Origin of the sequence: Pseudomonas sp. NGC7, assembly GCF_047159675.1 — a bacterium.
In the GTDB taxonomy this organism is placed as follows: Bacteria; Pseudomonadota; Gammaproteobacteria; order Pseudomonadales; family Pseudomonadaceae; genus Aquipseudomonas; species Aquipseudomonas kermanshahensis.
Genome location: NZ_BAAFZY010000001.1, coordinates 4,756,793 through 4,775,484, shown reverse-complemented (window position 1 = coordinate 4,775,484; position 18,692 = coordinate 4,756,793). Strand labels below are relative to the sequence as shown.

The window sequence follows — 18,692 nt, the reverse complement described above, 5'->3', positions numbered from 1 at the left end:
TCGTGTAAGAAAAGTGCAAAACCCGCGAAAGTTTTTTCAGCCCGCTGGGGAAGGGGGCGGCGATACGGTGACCCAAAAACGGCTGTAGCGCGTGACGCGCAGCGCAAACCCGGTCTCCAGTGCCGCCAATGCCCGGTCGGTGTCATCGATGGGGAACGCGCCAGAAACCTTCAACTGGGCAATGCGGGGATCACAGCGCAGCACCCCGGTGCGATAGCGCGAGAGGTCCGCCAGCAGTTCACCCAAGGGGCGATCCAGGGCGATGATGCTGCCTTGTTGCCAGGCCCCTACAGAGGCGTCATTGCGCCGTATTGCCCCCACCGAACGGTCAGAAAACGCGATGGATTGCCCAGCTTCCACACGCACTGTCAACGCACCGCTGGACGCCCTCACTTCCACCGCCTTCTCGAGCACGGCCACGTCACCCTCCAAGGCTTGGGAGCGAACCAGAAAACGCGTGCCCAGCGCCCGTACCTGGCCATGCCGGGTGCGCACACTGAACGGCCGTTGCGCGGGGTCGGCCGCCGTGGTGACCAGAATTTCGCCGCGCAACAGTTCCAGCACCCGTTGCTGGCCGTCGTACTTGAGGTTCACCGACGTGTCGGTGTTCAGCAGCAACGAGCCGCCATCGGGCAAGCGAAACGCGCGGCGTTCACCCACGGCGGTGCGGTAGTCGGCCAGCAGTTGTTGCGAGGTGTCGCTGCGCCAACCCAGCCAGCCCAGCGAAGTGGCCGGCACCAGTATCACGACACTGCGCAACAGCTGGCGCCGAGAGCGCTCGGCGCCGCGCAAGGCAGGGGCCGCCAGGGCGCCGGGCACGCGGGTCATCTGCTCGCCCACGGCGGCCATGCGTTGCCAGGCCTGACGGTGGGCCGGGTCGGCAACTAGCCAGTCGTTCCAGGCGCTGCGGTCGGCGTCGGTGGCGATGCCCGAGTGCAGCCGCGCGTACCAGCGCGCGGCGACACTGATGGCGTTCAACTCGGCGGGCGACAGGCTCATGCCAGTTGCAACTGCATCAAACAGCAATGCTCCATGGCTTTGGCCATGTAGTTGTTGACGCTGCGCACGCTGATGTTCATGTGCTCGGCAATCTGCGGGTAGGTCAGGCCGTCGAACTGCGACAGCGTGAACACCTGCTTCACCTTCGGGCCAAGCCCTTGCAGCAGGCGGTCGATTTCTACCAGTGCCTGCAACAGGATCGCCTGTTCCTCCAGCGAAGGCTGCAACGCCTCCGGCAGGCTAGCCAAGGCCTCCAGGTAGGCCTGCTCCAGTGAGCGTCGACGAATCAGGTCGATCAGCAGGCCCTTGGCAATTCGCGACAGATAGGGGCGTGGCTCGCGAATATCCAGCGCACTGCGTGCCTTGATCACCCGCACGAAGGTGTCCTGCGTCAGGTCGGCGGCATCGAACGTATTGCCCAGGCGTTTGCGCAGCCAGCCATTGAGCCAGCCGTGATGTTCGCAGTACAGATCATTGACGGCGCTACGCAGGGATAGATCGTTGGCGGGCATGGTGATGGAATAGTTCGCGAGTGGTAATGAATCTTATTGTCGTGCGGGCTGTGGTTTTTTTGCAAGCGCTACAAAGATTCAAGAAACGCACGTATCGCCTGCCGCTCGCCTTTGCTCAGCGCCGCATAGCGTTGCCGGGCCACTTCTGCTTCACCGCCATGCCAGACAATCGCTTCTTCCAGGGTGCGCGCTCGGCCGTCGTGCAGATAGCCGCTGCCGGGGGTAATCCGTTCGCTCAGGCCAAGCCCCCACAACGCCGCCGTGCGCCACTGCCGACCGTTGGCGAGAGAGTCTTCACGGCCATCGGCCAGGCCGGGGCCCATGTCGTGCAGTAACAGGTCGGTATACGGCGCGATGCGTTGCTGTGTCAGGGCGGGATAAAGCGGGTGTGTGCCGGTGATCAGCTCGGGGCGGTGACAGGCGGTGCAGCCACTGGCAGTGAACAGTTTTTCGCCCTCAATGACCGCAGGTTCGGCCTGTTGTCGACGGGCCGGTACGGCCAGGTGAGCGAGGTAGAAATGCAGGTCGCCGAGTTGCAGGGCGTCCAACTCCGGCTCGCCGCCATGCGCTGCTTGGGCACAGGCCAGTTGAGTGGGCGTGCAGTTCTGCACGGGGGCGAGCGGGGACGTGATGCCAAGATCACCCAGCATGGCGTGGGCGATTTGTTGGCGCAGGTCCGGTTGGTTGGCCTTGAGGCCAAAGCGGCCTGCCTCGGTGCGTTGTCGCTCGACACTCCACACCTGATTGACCTGCCCCGTAACGCCATCTGGTTTGGCTTCGGAGGCCATGGCGTGCAGGGTGCGCTCATCGATAGCCTCCAGCAAACCAAGGCCAATGACCGGCGAACCCACGCGTGCCGACGTTAACACCGCGTCCAATGGCCCATAAGCCAGCTCACGCAGCTCGACACGCGGCTTGCGCAGCATGACGGTTTCGCCATCGCCCAGCGGCACCGCCTGCTCCTCCCAGTGCACATGGGCGCGCCCTTCACCCAGCACGCCAGGCACACCCTGATCGTTCAACTGATCGCCGTAGAGGGGGTGAGGCTTTGGCCCGCCATGGTCGTCGTGCCCCGGCAGGGACAAGCGCAGCAACATGCTGCGCATCGGCTGCCCGTGTTCAGGTGCCTGGCCGCGGCCGTTCTTGGGGTGGCAGGCGATGCACGACACCCGGTTGTACAGCGGCCCAAGGCCATCCACCGCCTCGTCTCGGGACGGTGCAACCACCCAAGCCTGGCGGAACAGGCTGCGCCCGCGGAAGAAGCGTTCCAGTTGGCCTTCGTCCAGCCCGGTGAACGGCTGGGCGTAGGCTTCACGGTTGGCCGCGGTGTGCGTGGTCGCGGCGCTGGCGAGCAGGCTCGTCAGCAAACCCATCATCAACCAGGCGGCGCGTACGGCAGTCACTGCCCCAAACCATCGAGCAAACGGGCTGCCTCTGCTCGGTGAAGCGCGGCCTGGAACTGCCAGCTGATTTCCCGGCGGCCGAGTTCGTCCGCGTCGGTGGCCGGCGCTTGCGTCATGCCCTGGTCCTGGCGCGCCGCGAACAGTGCCAGCAAGGGCTTCGCTTCGGCTTGTTCGGCATCCAGGGGCGGTGCAGTCAACTGTTGGCGTATGGCGGTGACGTCCAGCCCAGCTGCTTCGGCCGCGTGCAGCCGAGCCCAGAGCTCGCCCAAGGCTTCATGGGGCATGCCGAGCCAGTGGGTGAACAATGAGCTGATCAAGGCCAGGCGTTCGCGTGAGCTACCGTTGCCGTAGTCATAGGCGCCCAGGCCGGCAGCAACGAACGGGTCATGGTAGTCCGCCGGCAACTGCCGATAGACACTGGGGCGCACGGGCAGTTTGCGGATATCGGCATCGGCCAGCAGCCCTTGGCCTGCTTCCGACAGCACGAACTGCGCAAACGCTCGGGCACCCGCCAATGCCTGGCTGTGGGCTGTAATGGCGATGAATGCAGGGTTAAGGCCGCCATGGGCCGGATAGACGAAATCCACCGGCTCGCCATTGGCTTTGGCCGAGGCGACAAAGAAATCGATCGACAACCCGACGGCTGCACGCCCGCTGGTCACTTCATCACTGACCAGGGTGCCACCCCGCGTTACCAGGCGCGCCTGGCCGGCCAGTTCACTCCAGAGGGCCCAGCCACGTTCCCAGCCATAGGCACGCAAGACGATATCCAGCAGGACCGGCGCAAAGCCGACCCGGCCTGGATCTGGTAGCGCAATGCGCCCGCGCAGTCGTGGGTCGAGCAAGTCTGGCCAGTCCCTTGGTACCGGAACCCCCAGTTCGCCCAGCGACGTGGCGTTGATGGCAAAGCCATAGCCCGCGAGCTCGGTTGCCTGGTACAGCTGGCGTTGGTCACGCAATGACAAACCACCGATCTGTGCCGGCAGGCCCTGCAGGCTGATCCCCAGGGGTTGCCAGCTACCGGCGTTCGCCAGCCGGGCGAAGTTGCCCGGCGACGGTGCCCAATAGACATCGACACCGCCCTGCTGTGCTTGCAGCAGATAGGGCAGGGCATCGAAGCCCTGGCGCCAGAGGATGTGCAGGCGATAGCCTGGGTGGGCTTGAGCAAAGCCATCCTCGATCCGCGTCATCACCTCTTCGGGGTAGCTGGTCATGACCACCACGGTTTGCGGGGCAGCGTTCAGCAGCGTGCTGACCGTCAGCAGCAGGCCCGCCAGCCAGCGGTTACAGCGGCACATTGAATTGCACGAAGTATTGACGGCCCATTTCAGGGTAGCCCTCGCTGTACTCATACAGCCGGTCGAACAGGTTGCGAATGCCGCCCTCGATCAGCACATCGTTGCTGAAGCGGTAGCCACTCTTGAGGTTGTACACCGCGTAGCCGGGCGCCATCTGGTTGCCGTCCGAGGTGTTGTAGCGACGCGATGCGGCTTCCACGCTGGCAGTGTGTTGCCAGTCACCCAGATGCCACGAGGCCGAGCCGAACGCGCTGTGGCGTGGGGTATCGGTCGGGTGCAGGTCGTGGTCGCTGAGGTTCTCGCGGTCGAGCCAGGTGTAGTTTGCCGCCAATTCCCAGTTGCCCAGGTCGCCGTTGATGCCAAGCTCCACACCCTGGTTTCGCGCTTTGGCAATGTTCTGGTACTGGCCGCAGGGCGCAGCGCAGTTAGGCTGCGCGGGTACCGTGACGTTTTGAATGGAGTCCTCGATGTTGGCCACGAACAGCGCGGCGTCCAGCTTCCATTGCGGGGCGATCTGGCCGCTGTAGCCGAGCTCATAGTGAGTCGCCCGCTCAGACTTCAAGTCGGGGCTGGGGATCACCGTGCCGAAGCGCGTCGAGTAGCGGTCCTTGATGGTCGCGAAGCGGCTTTTGCGTGCCACGGTCAGGCGCAGTTGGCCGTCGTCGTGGGTGCCCAGCAGCGGGTTGGTATTGGCGAACAGGCCCAGTTGCGCGTTGACGGCGTCGTTGCTGCCGGTGGGTTCGTCGTAGAGCGTGGCCTGCGATGGCGAGCTGGCGTTGGTGCCGTAGTTCTGTGCGTCCAGGCTCTTGCGGTAGTTGTACGAGACGCCGCCCACCACGCTGAAGATGTCGTTCAGGCGCAGGGTGTCTTCCAGGGCAATCGACTGAGTCTGGTCGCGGAAGTGGGTCTGGGGGTTGGCGCCATCACGCGAGCGATGCACATCGTCTTTGAAGTGATAGGCAATGCCCAGGCGGTTGGCCTCGCTCAAGGCCAAGTCGCCTTCCACCGAAAAGCCGCTGCTCTCGTCATCGTATTTACTGGGGAAGCCCGGCTGCAAAGCGCCGACCACGCCATTGCGATAGGTGAAGCTTTCCAGCGAGTTCTTGAAGGTGTCGTGGTACACGCGCGTTTTCAGGGCGTGCTCGCCAAAGCCGGTCTTGGTGGCGATGAACACACTGGTATTGTCCGACCGCGGCCACTCCCACCAGCGCGCACGTTGGCCGGTGGTCGGCAGGTCGCCGGCATACGGCGGTTGGCCCTTGCTGCCTTCCTGCTGAACGTAGCCGAGCACGTATTCATCGGTTTCACTGGGGGTGAAGCCCACTTTGAAGCTGAATTTGCTGTCGCGGTGGTTGCTGTTCTCGCGCCGCCCCGTGCCCTGCTGGTTGTTGGTTGGCTTGAAGTCATCGGGCAGCAGGGTGTAGTCGTAATCGACATACGACACGCCGCCCTGAACCCACCACAGGCCCTGGTTGGAACCCACGTTGGCGTAACTGCGGTAGGCATTCACGTTACCGTGATCGGTCAGCTCCAGCCCCCCACCCACTTCGCCCTCGAACGCTTGCGTGGGGCGGCGGGTCACCAGGTTGATCGCCCCGCCCAGGGTGTTGGGGCCGTACAGCAGTGAGGCGAAGCCCTTGTCCACCTGGATGCGTGACAGGTCGTAGGTGGTGAAACGCCCCAGGTCGATGTTGCCGTCGTAAGGTACGTAGGTGGGAATGCCGTCGATGAACACCGGCACCTGCAGGCGATCGAAACCGCGCACGAATACCACCTGCTCGGCGCGACCACCGATGTAACCGAGGTTGACCCCAGGGGCCAATGTGAGTGCGCTGCCGACGGTCTCGCGGTCGTGCAGCCGAATGTCTTTCAAGTCGATGACGCTACCACCCGTGGACAGCGTTTCGTCCCGTGGTGCGGAAATCTGGATTTCGCCGAGGTTGAAGGTGTTGTTCTGTTCGGCGACAGCGGGTTGAGCACCGAGGGCTGCGACGGCAACCATCACGGTGCGCGGTGTTAGCGGCTTCATTACTGCTCCTGGGTCGGCCATGGCGGTGGCGGGCCTGGCAACGTTATATATTGTTGTATATAGCGATAGGCGAAATTAACCGACCACGACCTCCCCAGGGCGTGATCAGTCAGCGATCGCAAAAAAGATGGCAGGATGGCAGATGGCCAACCGCGGGGAATCCTAGCGTTGTTTACGGGTGGTTACAACGATGTATACAAAAATATATAGCGTGTGCCGAGATCGGTAGGGAGGGAGGTCGCAATGGTGCCCCTCCGGTCATGCGCGATCTGTGTAGGAGCAGCCTTGTGCTGCGAAGAGGCCCGTGACCCCACCGGGAATCTTCAGCGCTGCCACCGGCCTCTTCGCAGCACAAGGCTGCTCCTACAGTGGAAGGCGTATGCCTTGAGGATCAAACAACGCTCCGAAACCTAGCCCGCCGTCTCAACTTCCAAAAACGCCGCCTCCAACAACTGCCGCGTATACGCATGCTGCGGCGCGTGGAAGATCGCCTGCGCATCCCCTTGCTCCACCACCTGCCCCTGCTTGATCACCATCAACTGATGGCTCAGCGCCTTGACCACTGCCAGGTCATGGCTGATGAACAGGTAGGTCAGGTTGTACTTCTGCTGCAGGCTGCGTAGCAACTCCACCACCTGCCGCTGCACCGTGCGGTCCAGCGCCGAGGTGGGTTCATCCAGCAGGATCAACGCCGGTTTCAACACCAACGCCCGGGCAATCGCAATGCGCTGGCGCTGCCCGCCCGAGAACTCGTGCGGGTAGCGGTGCCGTGTCCGCGGGTCCAGCCCCACTTCCTCCAACGCAGCAATGATCGCCGCTTCCTGCTCTTCAGCGGTGCCGATGCGGTGAATTCGCAACCCTTCACCTACGATGTCTGCCACGCACATGCGTGGGCTGAGGCTGCCAAACGGGTCTTGGAACACCACCTGCATTTCTCGCCGCAGTGGGCGTACTGCCTTCTGGTTCAGCCCGGCGAGGTCTTGGCCGTGAAAGCGAATGCCGCCCTGGCTTGAAATCAAGCGCAAGATGGCCAGCCCGAGCGTCGACTTGCCCGAGCCACTCTCGCCGACAATCCCCAGCGTCTGCCCCTGGGGCAAGCTGAAGTTGATGCCGTCCACCGCCTTCACATGGTCCACGGTGCGCCGCAAGAAGCCTTTTTTGATGGGGAACCAGACCTTGAGGTCATCCACCTCCAGCAACGGCGCGCCGACTGGGTTGTGGGCAGGTTGGCCGCTGGGTTCGGCATTGATCAGCATCTGCGTGTAGTGATGCTGCGGCGCACTGAACAGCGTCGCGCAATCCGCCTGCTCGACAATCTGCCCGCGCTGCATCACGCACACGCGGTGGGCAATGCGCCGCACCAGGTTCAGGTCATGGCTGATCAACAGCAGCGCCATGCCCAACCGCGCCTGCAGCTCCTTGAGCAGGTCGAGAATCTTCAACTGCACGGTCACGTCCAGCGCGGTGGTGGGTTCGTCGGCAATGAGCAGTTCTGGCTCGTTGGCCAGCGCCATGGCGATCATTACCCGCTGCCGCTGCCCACCGGACAACTCGTGCGGCAGGGCCTTGAGGCGCTTGCGCGGTTCGGGAATCCCGACCAGTTCCAACAGCTCCAGCGTGCGTGCGGTGGCTTCCTTGCCGGTCAGGCCTTTGTGCAGCAGCAGGATTTCGTTGATCTGCTTCTCGATGCAGTGCAGCGGGTTCAGCGAGGTCATCGGCTCCTGGAAGATCATGGCAATGCGGTTGCCACGGATATGCCGCAAGGCCTTCTCGCTCTGCTGCAGCAAGTCTTTGCCCTCGTAGCGGATGCTGCCGCTGGGGTGGCGGGCGAGGGGGTAGGGCAGCAGGCGCAGGATCGAGTGGGCGGTCACCGATTTGCCCGAGCCGCTCTCGCCGACCAGGGCCAGGGTCTCGCCCTTGCGGATGTCGAAACTGATGCCGTCGACCACCCGGTTGACCTGCTCGCCGGTGACGAACTCCACCGCGAGATCACGCACTTCGATCAGGTTATGTTCGCTCATGTCATTTCCTTGGGTCGAAGGCATCGCGGGCGGATTCGCCGATGAACACCAGCAAGCTCAGCATCACCGCCAGCACGGCGAAGGCGCTGATGCCCAGCCATGGCGCCTGCAGGTTGGATTTGCCTTGGGCGACGAGTTCGCCCAGCGACGGCGAGCCAGCGGGCAGGCCGAAGCCGAGGAAGTCCAGGGCGGTCAGCGTGCCGATGGCGCCGGTGAGGATGAACGGCATGAAGGTCATGGTCGAGATCATCGCGTTGGGCAGAATGTGCCGGTACATGATCGCGCCATTGCGCATGCCCAGGGCGCGGGCGGCGCGCACGTATTCAAGGTTGCGGCCACGCAGGAACTCGGCGCGCACCACGTCCACCAGGCTCATCCACGAGAACAGCAGCATGATCCCCAGCAGCCACCAGAAGTTGGGCTGCACGAAGCTTGCGAGGATGATCAGCAGGTACAGCACCGGCAAGCCCGACCAAATCTCCAGAAAGCGCTGACCGGCCAGGTCGACCCAGCCGCCATAAAAGCCCTGCAAGGCCCCGGCGATGACGCCGACGATGGAACTGAGGATGGTCAGGGTCAGGGCGAACAGCACCGACACGCGGAAGCCGTAGATCACCCGCGCCATCACATCACGGCCCTGGTCATCGGTGCCCAGCCAGTTGTCCGCCGAAGGCGGGGCGGGGGCCGGGACCTTGAGGTCGTAGTTGATGCTTTGGTAACTGAAGGGGATTGGCGCCCACAGCACGAAGCTGTCTTTCTTGGCCAGCAGTTCGCGGATGTACGGGCTCTTGTAGTTGGCCTCCAGCGGGAACTCGCCGCCAAAGGTGGTCTCCGGGTAGCGCTTGAACGCAGGGAAGTACCACTCGCCGTCGTAACGCACGGCAATCGGTTTGTCGTTGGCGATCAGCTCGGCGCCCAGGCTCAGGCCGAACAGGATGAGGAACAGCCACAACGACCACCAGCCGCGGCGGTTGGCCTTGAAGCGCTCGAAGCGCCGGCGGTTGAGAGGGGACAGTGCCATGTCAGTGCTCCCGGCTGGCGAAGTCGATGCGTGGATCGACCAGGGTGTAGGTCAGGTCGCCGATCAGTTTCACCACCAGCCCTAGCAGGGTGAAGATGAACAGGGTGCCGAAGACCACCGGGTAGTCGCGGTTGATGGCCGCCTCGAAGCTCATCAGGCCCAGGCCGTCGAGCGAGAAAATCACCTCGATCAGCAGCGAGCCTGTGAAGAAGATGCCGATGAAGGCCGAGGGGAAGCCGGCGATCACCAGCAGCATGGCGTTACGGAACACATGCCCGTACAGCACCCGCGAGCGGCTCAGGCCTTTGGCCTTGGCGGTGACCACGTACTGCTTGTTGATCTCGTCGAGGAAGCTGTTTTTGGTCAGCAGGGTCATGGTGGCGAAGTTGCCGATGACCAGTGCGGTGATCGGCAGCACCAGGTGCCAGAAGTAGTCGAGCACCTTGCCGGTGGTGGACAGTTCATCGAAGTTGTTCGAGGTCAGCCCCCGCAGCGGGAACCAGTCGAAGTAGCTGCCACCGGCGAACAATACAATCAGCAGGATGGCGAACAGGAACGCCGGGATGGCGTAGCCGACGATGATCGCCGAACTGGTCCAGACGTCGAAGTGGCTGCCGTGGCGCACGGCCTTGGCGATGCCCAGGGGGATGGACACCAGGTACATGATCAGGGTGCTCCATAACCCTAGCGAGATCGACACCGGCATCTTCTCGATGATCAGGTCGATGACCTTGGCATCGCGGAAGAAGCTGTCGCCAAAATCCAGCTGGGCGTAGTTCTTGATCATGATCCAGAGGCGTTCGGGCGGTGACTTGTCGAAGCCGTACATACGCTCGATCTCGGCAATCAGCGCCGGGTCCAGGCCCTGCGCGCCGCGGTAGCTGGAACCGGCCACCGAGACTTCGGCGCCGCCGCCGGCGATGCGGCTGGTAGCGCCTTCGAAGCCTTCGAGCTTGGCGATCATTTGCTCGACCGGGCCGCCGGGCGCGGCCTGGACGATGATGAAGTTGATGATCAGGATGCCGAACAGGGTCGGGATGATCAGCAGCAGGCGGCGCAGGATATAGGCCAGCATCTCAGTTGGCCTCGCCCGCAGAGGCATCGGTGACGGCTGGGGTCACGCCAGGCTTGATCCACCAGGTGTCGATGCCGATGTCGTACTTGGGCGAGACGCTCGGGTGGCCGATGTGGTTCCAGTAGGCCACGCGCCAGGTCTTGATGTGCCAGTTGGGGATCACGTAGTAGCCCCACAGCAGCACGCGGTCCAGCGCCCGTGCGTGGTTGATCAGGCTCTGGCGTGAGTCGGCGTTGATCAACTGTTCCACCAGTTGGTCGATGGCCGGGTCACGCAGGCCGATGAAGTTGCGGCTGCCGGGGTTGTCGGCGGCGGCGCTGGACCAGAACTCGCGCTGTTCGTTGCCTGGCGAATTGGATTGCGGGTAACCGCCGACGATCATGTCGTAGTCGCGTGAGCGCAGGCGGTTGATGTATTGCGAAACGTCGACCCGGCGGATGTTCAGGTCAATGCCCAAGTCGGCAAGGTTGCGTTTGAACGGCAGCAGAATGCGCTCGAATTCGGTCTGGGCCAGCAGGAACTCGATGGACACCGGCTTGCCGTCCTTGTCGACCATCTTGTCGTCGACGATTTTCCAGCCGGCCTCCTGCAGAAGCTTGTAGGCCTGGCGCTGCTGTTCACGGATCATGCCGCTGGCGTCGGTGACCGGGTTGTGGAACGCCTCGCTATAGACCTGCTCGGGCACCTTGCCGCGCAGCGGTTCGAGTATTTTCAGCTCGTCAGGGGAGGGCACGCCCCTGGCGGCCATGTCGGAGTTTTCGAAGTAGCTGCCGGTGCGGGTGTAGGCACCGTTGAACAGCTGCTTGTTGGTCCACTCGAAGTCCAGCAGCAGGCTCAGCGCCTGGCGCACGCGGATGTCCTGGAAGACCGGTTTGCGCAGGTTGAAGATGAAACCCTGCATGCCGGTGGGGTTGCCGTTGGGCAGCTCTTCCTTGATCAAGCGGCCATCGCGGACCGCCGGGACGTTGTAGGCGGTGGCCCAGTTTTTTGCGCTTACCTCGAGCGCGTAGTCGAACGCCCCAGCCTTCAATGCCTCCAGCGCTACGGCCGTGTCGCGGTAAGCGTCGAAGGTCATGGCATCGAAGTTGAACTGACCACGGTTGATCGGCAGGTCCTTGGCCCAGTAGTCCTTGACCCGCTCGTAGCGGATGGTACGCCCGGCCTTGACCTCGGCGACCTTGTACGGGCCGCTGCCCAGCGGTATTTCCAGGTTGCCGCGGTTGAAGTCGCGGTTTTCGTACCAGTGTTTGGGTAGCACAGGCAGCTGGCCGAGAATCAGCGGCAGTTCGCGGTTGTTCTGGTGCTTGAACTTGAACAGCACCCGCAGCGGGTCTTCGGCGACCACTTCGGCAACGTCGGCGTAGTACTGGCGGTACAGCGGCGCGCCGTCCTTGATCAGGGCATTGAAGGTGAAGACCACGTCGTCGGCACGCATCGGGTGGCCGTCATGGAAGCGGGCTTCGGGGCGCAGGTAGAAGCGTACCCAGCTGTTGTTCGGGGCTTTTTCGATTTTGCCGGCAACCAGGCCGTATTCGGTGAACGGCTCGTCCTGGCTCTGGCGCATCAGGGTGTCGTAGATGACGCTGATGTTTTCGGCGGCCACACCCTTGTTGATGAAGGGGTTGAGGCTATCGAAGCCGCCGAAGCTGGACTGGCGGAACGTGCCGCCCTTGGGCGCATCGGGGTTCACGTAGTCGAAATGCTTGAAGTCGGCGGGGTATTTCGGCGCCTCGTCGTAGAGCGTCAGTGCGTGTTGGGGGGCGGCCAGCGTGGGCAGGCTTAGGCACGCGAGCAGCAGGCTGCCGGCCAGCTGGCGCAGGCGGTGCGTTGGCATCATTTGGCTTTCTCCGAAGGCTTGATCCACCAGCTGTTCAGCCCGAGGGTGTAGGGCGGCGTGGTGACAAAGGCGAACCGGTTGCGGTAGGCCAGGCGGTGATTGTCGAGATACCAGTTGGGGATCATGTAGTACTGCCATGAAAGCACGCGGTCCAAGGCGCGGGCGGCGGCGACCTGGTCGTCGCGGGTGCGCGCGGCGAGCAAGGTGTCGAGCAGGTGGTCGACCACCGGGTCCTTGACCCCAGCATAGTTCTTGCTGCCCTTGGTCGCGGCTTGGCTTGAGTGAAAGTACAGCCACTGTTCTAGGCCTGGGCTCAAGGTCTGGTTCAGGGTCATCAGAATCATGTCGAAATCGAACTGGTCCAGGCGTTGTTTGTACTGGGCGCGGTCCACGGTGCGCAAGCGTGCGTCGATACCGATGCTGGACAGATTTTCGACATAAGGTTGCAGGATACGTTCGAGGTTCGGGTTTACCAGCAGCAGCTCCAGGCGCAACTGCTGGCCTTTGCTGTCCACCAGGCGCTGGCCGTTTAGCTTCCAGCCCGCTTCGCCGAGCAGGGCCAGGGCTTGGCGCAGGGTTTGGCGGTTGATGCCGCGGCCATCGGTCTGGCTGACCTTGTAGGGCTCGCTGAAGAGCTTTTCGGGCAGTTGGTCGCGGAACGGTGCCAGCAGCAGCCATTCCTTGCCGGTGGGCAGGCCGCTGGCGGCGAATTCGCTGTTGGGGTAGTAGCTGGTCGAACGGCGGTAGGCGCTGCTGAACAGGGCGCGGTTGGTCCACTCGAAGTCGAGCATCAGGCCCAGTGCCTGGCGCACGCGCGGGTCGCTGAACGTGGCCCTGCGGCTGTTCATGAACAGGCCTTGGGTCTGGGTCGGAATACGGTGCGGGATCTGTGCCTTGATCACATCGCCGCGGCGCACCGCCGGGAAGTTGTAGCCATTGGCCCAGTTTTTGGCCTGGTGTTCGATATAGATATCGAATTCGCCGGCCTTGAACGCTTCGAACGCCACGGTGGCGTCACGGTAGAACTCGTATTCGACCCGCTTGAAGTTGTACTTGCCACGGTTGACGGCGAGGTCCTTGCCCCAGTAGTTCTTCACCCGTTCGAACACCAGCCGCCGGCCAGGCTCAACCTGGGTAATGCGGTAGGGGCCGCTGCCCAGCGGCGGCTCGAAGGTGGTCGCCTTGAAGTCGCGGCCCTGCCAGTAATGCTTGGGCAGCACCGGCATTTCGCCCAGGCGCAGGATCAGCAGCGGGTTGCCGGCGCGCTTGAAGACGAAGCGGATGCGCAAGGGGCCAAGTATGTCTACCCGTTGCACTTCCTGCAGGTTGGTGCGGTAGAGGGGGTGGCCATCCTTGAGCAGCGTGCGATAGGAGAACGCGACGTCCGCCGAGGTGATCGGGTGGCCGTCATGGAAGCGTGCCTGCGGGCGCAGGTTGAACACGACCCAGCTGCGGTCCTCGCTGTACTCCACCGAGCGTGCGATCAGGCCGTAGCTTGAGGTCGGTTCGTCGCCCGAGGGGTCGTACTGCCCGGTGCCGATCATCAACGGCTCGTTCAGCTCGCTGATGCCATATTGCTGGAAGTTTGGCGTGGTAATCGGGCTCGATCCCTTGAAGGTGTAAGGGTTGAGCGTGTCGAAGGTACCGAATGCCATAGCCCGCAAGGTGCCGCCTTTAGGCGCTTGCGGGTTGACCCAGTCGAAGTGGGTGAATGTGGCTGGGTACTTGAGCGTGCCGAACTGCGCGTATCCGTGGCTTTCGCTCACCATCGCGACGGCGGGAAAGCTCAAGGCCAGGCTGATTGACAGCAGGAGGGGACGTATCAAGTCGGCATCCGATCCAGAGGCGTTGGGCTTTGATCGAGTACAGTAACAGCTTGGTGGGGTTGGAAAAAGAGAGGTTTTGAAGGCGGTATTGGCGGGAAAGCCCAGTGCAGGTAACGCTGTACCTGTAGGAGCAGCCTTGCGACGCGAAAGGGCCGCTGCGCGGCCCCTGGCGTTACATCAATGCGACAGGTAAACCGTCAGCGTCTGACCGGGTTTTAGCGCATGCCCGCTGCGCGGGTTCCAGCGTTTGAGGTGCTTCATCTCGACATTGAAGCGCTTGGCCACGAGGTACAGCGAGTCGCCCTTGCGCACCTTGTATTGGGTTGAACGCTGCGAAGACGCCGCTACCCGGTTGCCCGCGGCGCTCGGCGCATTACCACCGCGCAGTGCCAATACCTGGCCTGCCTTCAGGCTGTTGCCCGACATGCGGTTCCAGCGCTTGATGTCCCGGACCGACACCCGGTTGGCCTTGGCGATGCTGCCCAAGTTGTCGCCCCGTTTTACCCGGTAGCTGCGCGCGGCCGTCGCGGGTGCCTTGGCTTCGGCCACGGCGCGGGCGAACACGGCCTTGTTCGGTTGCAGGCTGACCAATTGCTCAGGCTTGAGGTTGGACAGGCTGGCGGACAGCAATTGCGCTTTGGCAGTCGGTACCAGCAGTTGCTGGGGACCGTCCACGGTCATGCGCTTCTTGAAGGCCGGGTTGAGCTGGATCAGCTCGTCTTCGTCGATGTCGGCAAAGGCGGCAACGCGCGACAGGTCTAGGCGATCATTGATGGCCACCGCCTCGAAGTAGGGTTCGTTGGCGATCGGGTTCAGGTTGACGCCATAAGCGTCAGGCGTGGACACCACTTGCGACAGGGCCAAAAGCTTGGGCACGTAGTCGCGGGTTTCCTGCGGCAGTGGCAGGTTCCAGTAGTCGGTCGGCAGGCCGAGCCGTTCGTTGCGCTCGATCGCACGGCTGACGGTACCTTCACCGGCATTGTAGGCCGCCAGGGCCAGCAGCCAGTCACCGTTGAACATGTCGTGCAGGCGGCTCAGGTAGTCCAGTGCGGCGTTGGTCGACGCGGTCACGTCGCGGCGGCCGTCGTAGAAATTGGTCTGGCGCAGGTTGAAGTGGCGCCCGGTGGACGGGATGAACTGCCACATGCCCGCTGCATGGGCACGCGAGTAGGCCATCGGGTTGTAGGCGCTTTCGATGGCTGGCAGCAGGGCCAGTTCCAGCGGCATGTCGCGCTCTTCGAGGCGTTCGACAATGTAGTGCAGGTAGAGGCTGCCACGCTCGCCCGCGCTTTCGATGAAGCGTGGGTTGCTGGCAAACCACAGGCGCTGCTGTTCGATGCGCGGGTTGACGTCGATGCTGTCCTGCAGGGCGAAGCCTTGGCGCATGCGTTCCCACACGTCCTGCGGCGCCTGCTCGGCTGGTTTGACCAGCAGCGGTGCCGGTTTGTGCTTGATCCGCGCCTGGTAGTTGTGCGCGCGAACGCTATCGGATTCGTCGAGCTGACGGGTGCTCTGGCAGCCCACCAAGGTGGCGGCCAGGGCCAGCGCACTGATCTGGGCCAGGCGCGTCAGGGCGACGGAATGAGAGGTTCTGCGGCTACGGGAAGGCATCGGCTGGGACAGGTTTCCGGGCGAAAAATTTCGGCGATTCTAGAAACCGCTACCCGCCGGGTCAACCGTTGTGCCGCACATGCGATATATCTTGAGGTTATCAGAAGGTGTCCTTCCAAGACCTCAAGGCAGCAAAAACAGCGACATGCGTGGTGTTTGAATGTCCCTTCCATTCGTCTGCTTTTTGTTTAACGGATGTTTCAGTCGTGCGAATAAAGGGGTTCGTCAGGCGTTCCAAGCCGATCGTTGATGGCAATGTGATGCGATTTTCGGCGCGCAGCTGGGTAACCTCGTCGAAGCGTTGCAGAACGTGCAGGTTTTGCGGTTCGACGGCTTTGGCAAAACGCAGGTTGCTCAGCGTGTATTCGTGGGCGCAATACACCTCGGTGTGCTCGGGCAGGGCGGCCAGGCGCTGCAGCGACGGGTGCATCTGTTCGGCGGTGCCCTCGAACATGCGCCCACAGCCGGCCGCGAACAGGGTATCGCCACTGAACAGCAGGGGCGTTGCCGGTTGCGCCGAATAGAAGGCGATATGGCCAAGTGTGTGCCCGGGCACGCCGATGACCTGGAAGGGCACGCCGAGTACCGTGATTTCATCGCCGTCCGCCAGCGCTACATCGCGGGCGGGGATGCGCTCGTTGGCCGGGCCGTAGACCTTGGCATCGGTCAGTTGCTTGAGCCGTTCGACACCGCCGACATGGTCGTTATGGTGGTGGGTGACCAGAATATCGGTCAACACCCAGTCGGGGTGGGCCGCCAGCCATCCTTCCACTGGGCCGGCATCGCCAGGGTCGACCACCGCACAGCGGCGTTTGGCAGTATCCTGTAACAACCAGATGTAGTTGTCGGAGAAAGCGGGGAGAGCATCGATCTGTATCATGGTGCGGATCCGTATCGCCAAGCGTGGGACATGAGGGCATCTTAGCCGCGATGGCGTGGCGCGAGAACCTTCGAGGGAGAACGCAATGACCGACCAAGCCTTTGCCCAGGCCGACCCCGACTGGGTCGAGCTGATCAGCCTGGCCCGTGAGTGGTTCAACGGCCCGCTCGGGCAACTGATGCTCAAGGAAGAAGAAAAACTGCTGGAAGAAGAGCTCGGGCGCTTCTTCGGCGGTTACCTGGTGCACTATGGGCCCTGCGCCGAAGCGCCGCCCAGCGCCCCTCAGGTGCAACGCAACGTGCGCCTCGGGGCACCGCTGCCGGGGGTGGAGATCGTCTGTGAGGAGCAAGCCTGGCCGTTGAGCGAGCACGCCGCCGACGTGGTGGTGCTGCAGCATGGCCTGGACTTCAGCCTGTCACCCCATGGCCTGTTGCGCGAGGCCGCCAGCGCCGTTCGCCCGGGTGGGCATCTGCTGATCATCGGTATCAACCCCTGGAGCGGGTGGGGCATGCGCCACCTGTTCAGCCATGGCGCCCTGCGCAAGGCGCGCTGTATCTCGGCGTCGCGGGTGGGCGACTGGCTCAACCTGCTGGGTTTCGCGCTGGAGAAACGCCGCTTCGGGTGCTATCGTCCGCCGCTTGCCTCGCCGGCCTGGCAGCAACGCCTGGCGGGCTGGGAACGCGCGGCAGGCAACTGGCAAACCTCGGGCGGCGGCGTCTACCTGCTGGTGGCGCGCAAGATGGTGGTCGGCCTGCGGCCGTTGCGCCTGGAGCGCCGCGAACCCATGGGCAAACTGCTGCCGCTGCCGCTGGCCAAGGTCAACCGTACGGCGGCCAATCCTGATTCTGAAAAGCACTGAACAAGAGTGGTACATGAGCGATAGCGTCGAAATGTTTACCGATGGCGCCTGCAAGGGCAACCCGGGCCCTGGCGGCTGGGGCGTGCTGATGATCTACAAGGGCGTCGAGAAGGAACTGTGGGGCGGCGAACGCGAGACCACCAACAACCGCATGGAGCTGATGGCCGCGATCCAGGGCCTGATGTCGCTCAAGCGTGAATGCGAGGTGGTGCTGACCACCGACTCGCAGTACGTGATGAAGGGCATCAACGAATGGATGGTCAACTGGAAGAAGCGCGGCTGGAAGACCGCCGCCAAGGAGCCGGTGAAAAACGCCGACCTTTGGCAAATGCTCGACGAACAGGTCAACCGGCACAAGGTGAGCTGGAAGTGGGTGCGCGGCCACATTGGCCACCCGGGCAACGAACGCGCCGACCAACTGGCCAACCGTGGGGTGGATGAGGTGCGCGCCGCGCGCTGAGCTGGGGTACAATCCTCGGCTTTGTCACTTTTGTCACTGAAGCAAGTGGGAGCCCCCGCGTGGAGCAGCAGCAAGATAAACGCCTGGTCATTCTCGATACCGAAACCACCGGTATGCCGGTCAGTGAAGGCCATCGCATCATCGAGATCGGTTGTGTCGAGGTCATTGGCCGTCGCCTGACCGGGCGGCATTTCCACGTTTACCTGCAGCCCGATCGCGAGAGTGACGAAGGCGCCATTGGTGTTCACGGCATCACCGACACCTTCCTGATCGGCAAGCCGCGGTTCGCCGAGGTCGCCGAGGAGTTCTTCGAATTCATCCAGGGCGCCACGCTGGTCATCCACAACGCGGCGTTCGACGTCGGCTTCATCAACAACGAGTTCGCCCTGCTGGGCCAGCACGACCGCGCCGACCTTTCGCAGCATTGCACCATTCTCGATACCCTGCTGCTGGCGCGTTCCCGGCACCCGGGGCAGCGCAACAGCCTCGACGCCCTGTGCAAACGCTACGACATCGACAACTCGGGCCGTGAGCTGCACGGCGCTTTGCTCGACTCGGAACTGCTGGCCGACGTCTACCTGGCGATGACCGGTGGCCAGACCAGCCTGTCGCTGGCTGGCAATGGCGCTGAAGGTGATAACGAAGGGCAGGGCAGTGGCGGCAGCGAGATTCGCCGCATTACCGGCCGTGCGCCCGGGCGGGTGATCATGGCCAGTGCCGAAGAGCTCGAGGCGCATGCCGAGCGGCTGGCGGCAATTGCCAAGTCGGCCGGGGCGCCTTCGATGTGGCAGGCGTTGACCGAGGCCTCTGCGGGCTAAACCCCAGCACACAAGGCCGCACCTGCAACTACCCTGAAAAGGA

General features: G+C 63.2%; 15 protein-coding genes. 3 read left to right on the top strand and 12 right to left on the bottom strand.

What is annotated here, in order from left to right:
* Positions 1-36: 36 nt before the first annotated feature.
* The 12 genes from ACMCNM_RS21415 to gloB form a co-directional block, all read right to left on the bottom strand.
* The gene (locus tag ACMCNM_RS21415; protein ID WP_412765362.1) at positions 37-999 is read right to left on the bottom strand and encodes a FecR domain-containing protein; all 963 of its coding nucleotides are present in this window, start codon (positions 997-999) and stop codon (positions 37-39) included.
* Positions 996-1,511 carry a sigma-70 family RNA polymerase sigma factor gene (locus ACMCNM_RS21410; protein WP_412765361.1) on the bottom strand — a complete coding sequence of 172 codons (516 nt, stop codon included), beginning with the start codon at positions 1,509-1,511 and terminating at the stop codon, positions 996-998. Before ACMCNM_RS21410 ends, ACMCNM_RS21415 begins: the two co-directional genes overlap by 4 nt.
* Positions 1,512-1,579: 68 nt before the next feature.
* Positions 1,580-2,914 carry a di-heme oxidoredictase family protein gene (locus ACMCNM_RS21405; RefSeq protein ID WP_412765360.1) on the bottom strand — a complete coding sequence of 445 codons (1,335 nt, stop codon included), beginning with the start codon at positions 2,912-2,914 and terminating at the stop codon, positions 1,580-1,582.
* Positions 2,911-4,212: an ABC transporter substrate-binding protein gene (locus tag ACMCNM_RS21400; protein WP_412765359.1), complete on the bottom strand. Its 1,302-nt coding sequence runs from the start codon at positions 4,210-4,212 to the stop codon at positions 2,911-2,913. The genes ACMCNM_RS21405 and ACMCNM_RS21400 overlap by 4 nt, the downstream gene beginning before the upstream one ends.
* Entirely contained in the window at positions 4,199-6,241 is a 2,043-nt protein-coding gene (locus ACMCNM_RS21395) for a TonB-dependent receptor plug domain-containing protein (RefSeq protein WP_265967974.1), read from the bottom strand. Before ACMCNM_RS21395 ends, ACMCNM_RS21400 begins: the two co-directional genes overlap by 14 nt.
* Before the next feature lie 410 nt (positions 6,242-6,651).
* Positions 6,652-8,262, bottom strand: a complete 1,611-nt coding sequence (locus ACMCNM_RS21390; RefSeq protein ID WP_027592835.1) for an ABC transporter ATP-binding protein — start codon at positions 8,260-8,262, stop codon at positions 6,652-6,654.
* A 1-nt stretch (position 8,263) separates the two neighbouring features.
* Positions 8,264-9,283 (bottom strand): ABC transporter permease, encoded by a 1,020-nt coding sequence (locus ACMCNM_RS21385; protein ID WP_027592834.1) that lies wholly within the window; start codon positions 9,281-9,283, stop codon positions 8,264-8,266.
* 1 nt (position 9,284) lies between these two features.
* Positions 9,285-10,358, bottom strand: coding sequence for a microcin C ABC transporter permease YejB (locus ACMCNM_RS21380; protein ID WP_027592833.1), 1,074 nt, complete (start codon positions 10,356-10,358; stop codon positions 9,285-9,287).
* Position 10,359: 1 nt separating this feature from the next.
* On the bottom strand, positions 10,360-12,195 hold the full coding sequence (locus tag ACMCNM_RS21375) for an extracellular solute-binding protein (RefSeq protein ID WP_412765358.1): 1,836 nt from the start codon (positions 12,193-12,195) through the stop codon (positions 10,360-10,362).
* Positions 12,192-14,021 (bottom strand): extracellular solute-binding protein, encoded by a 1,830-nt coding sequence (locus tag ACMCNM_RS21370; protein ID WP_216642501.1) that lies wholly within the window; start codon positions 14,019-14,021, stop codon positions 12,192-12,194. The genes ACMCNM_RS21375 and ACMCNM_RS21370 overlap by 4 nt, the downstream gene beginning before the upstream one ends.
* Positions 14,022-14,198: 177 nt before the next feature.
* Entirely contained in the window at positions 14,199-15,632 is a 1,434-nt protein-coding gene (locus tag ACMCNM_RS21365) for a lytic transglycosylase domain-containing protein (protein ID WP_027592830.1), read from the bottom strand.
* Positions 15,633-15,732: 100 nt separating this feature from the next.
* Positions 15,733-16,512, bottom strand: a complete 780-nt coding sequence (gloB, locus tag ACMCNM_RS21360) for a hydroxyacylglutathione hydrolase (protein WP_412765357.1) — start codon at positions 16,510-16,512, stop codon at positions 15,733-15,735.
* 85 nt (positions 16,513-16,597) lie between these two features.
* Here gloB and ACMCNM_RS21355 point away from each other — a divergent pair, with 85 nt between their 5' ends.
* From ACMCNM_RS21355 to dnaQ, 3 genes are read left to right on the top strand one after another with little or no spacing between them, the layout of a single operon-like run.
* Entirely contained in the window at positions 16,598-17,371 is a 774-nt protein-coding gene (locus ACMCNM_RS21355) for a class I SAM-dependent methyltransferase (RefSeq protein ID WP_186680764.1), read from the top strand.
* A 13-nt stretch (positions 17,372-17,384) separates the two neighbouring features.
* Positions 17,385-17,831, top strand: a complete 447-nt coding sequence (gene rnhA / locus ACMCNM_RS21350) for a ribonuclease HI (protein ID WP_412765356.1) — start codon at positions 17,385-17,387, stop codon at positions 17,829-17,831.
* Between the two features lie 59 nt (positions 17,832-17,890).
* Positions 17,891-18,649 (top strand): DNA polymerase III subunit epsilon, encoded by a 759-nt coding sequence (gene dnaQ / locus ACMCNM_RS21345; protein WP_085272590.1) that lies wholly within the window; start codon positions 17,891-17,893, stop codon positions 18,647-18,649.
* The last annotated feature ends 43 nt before the right edge of the window (positions 18,650-18,692 follow it).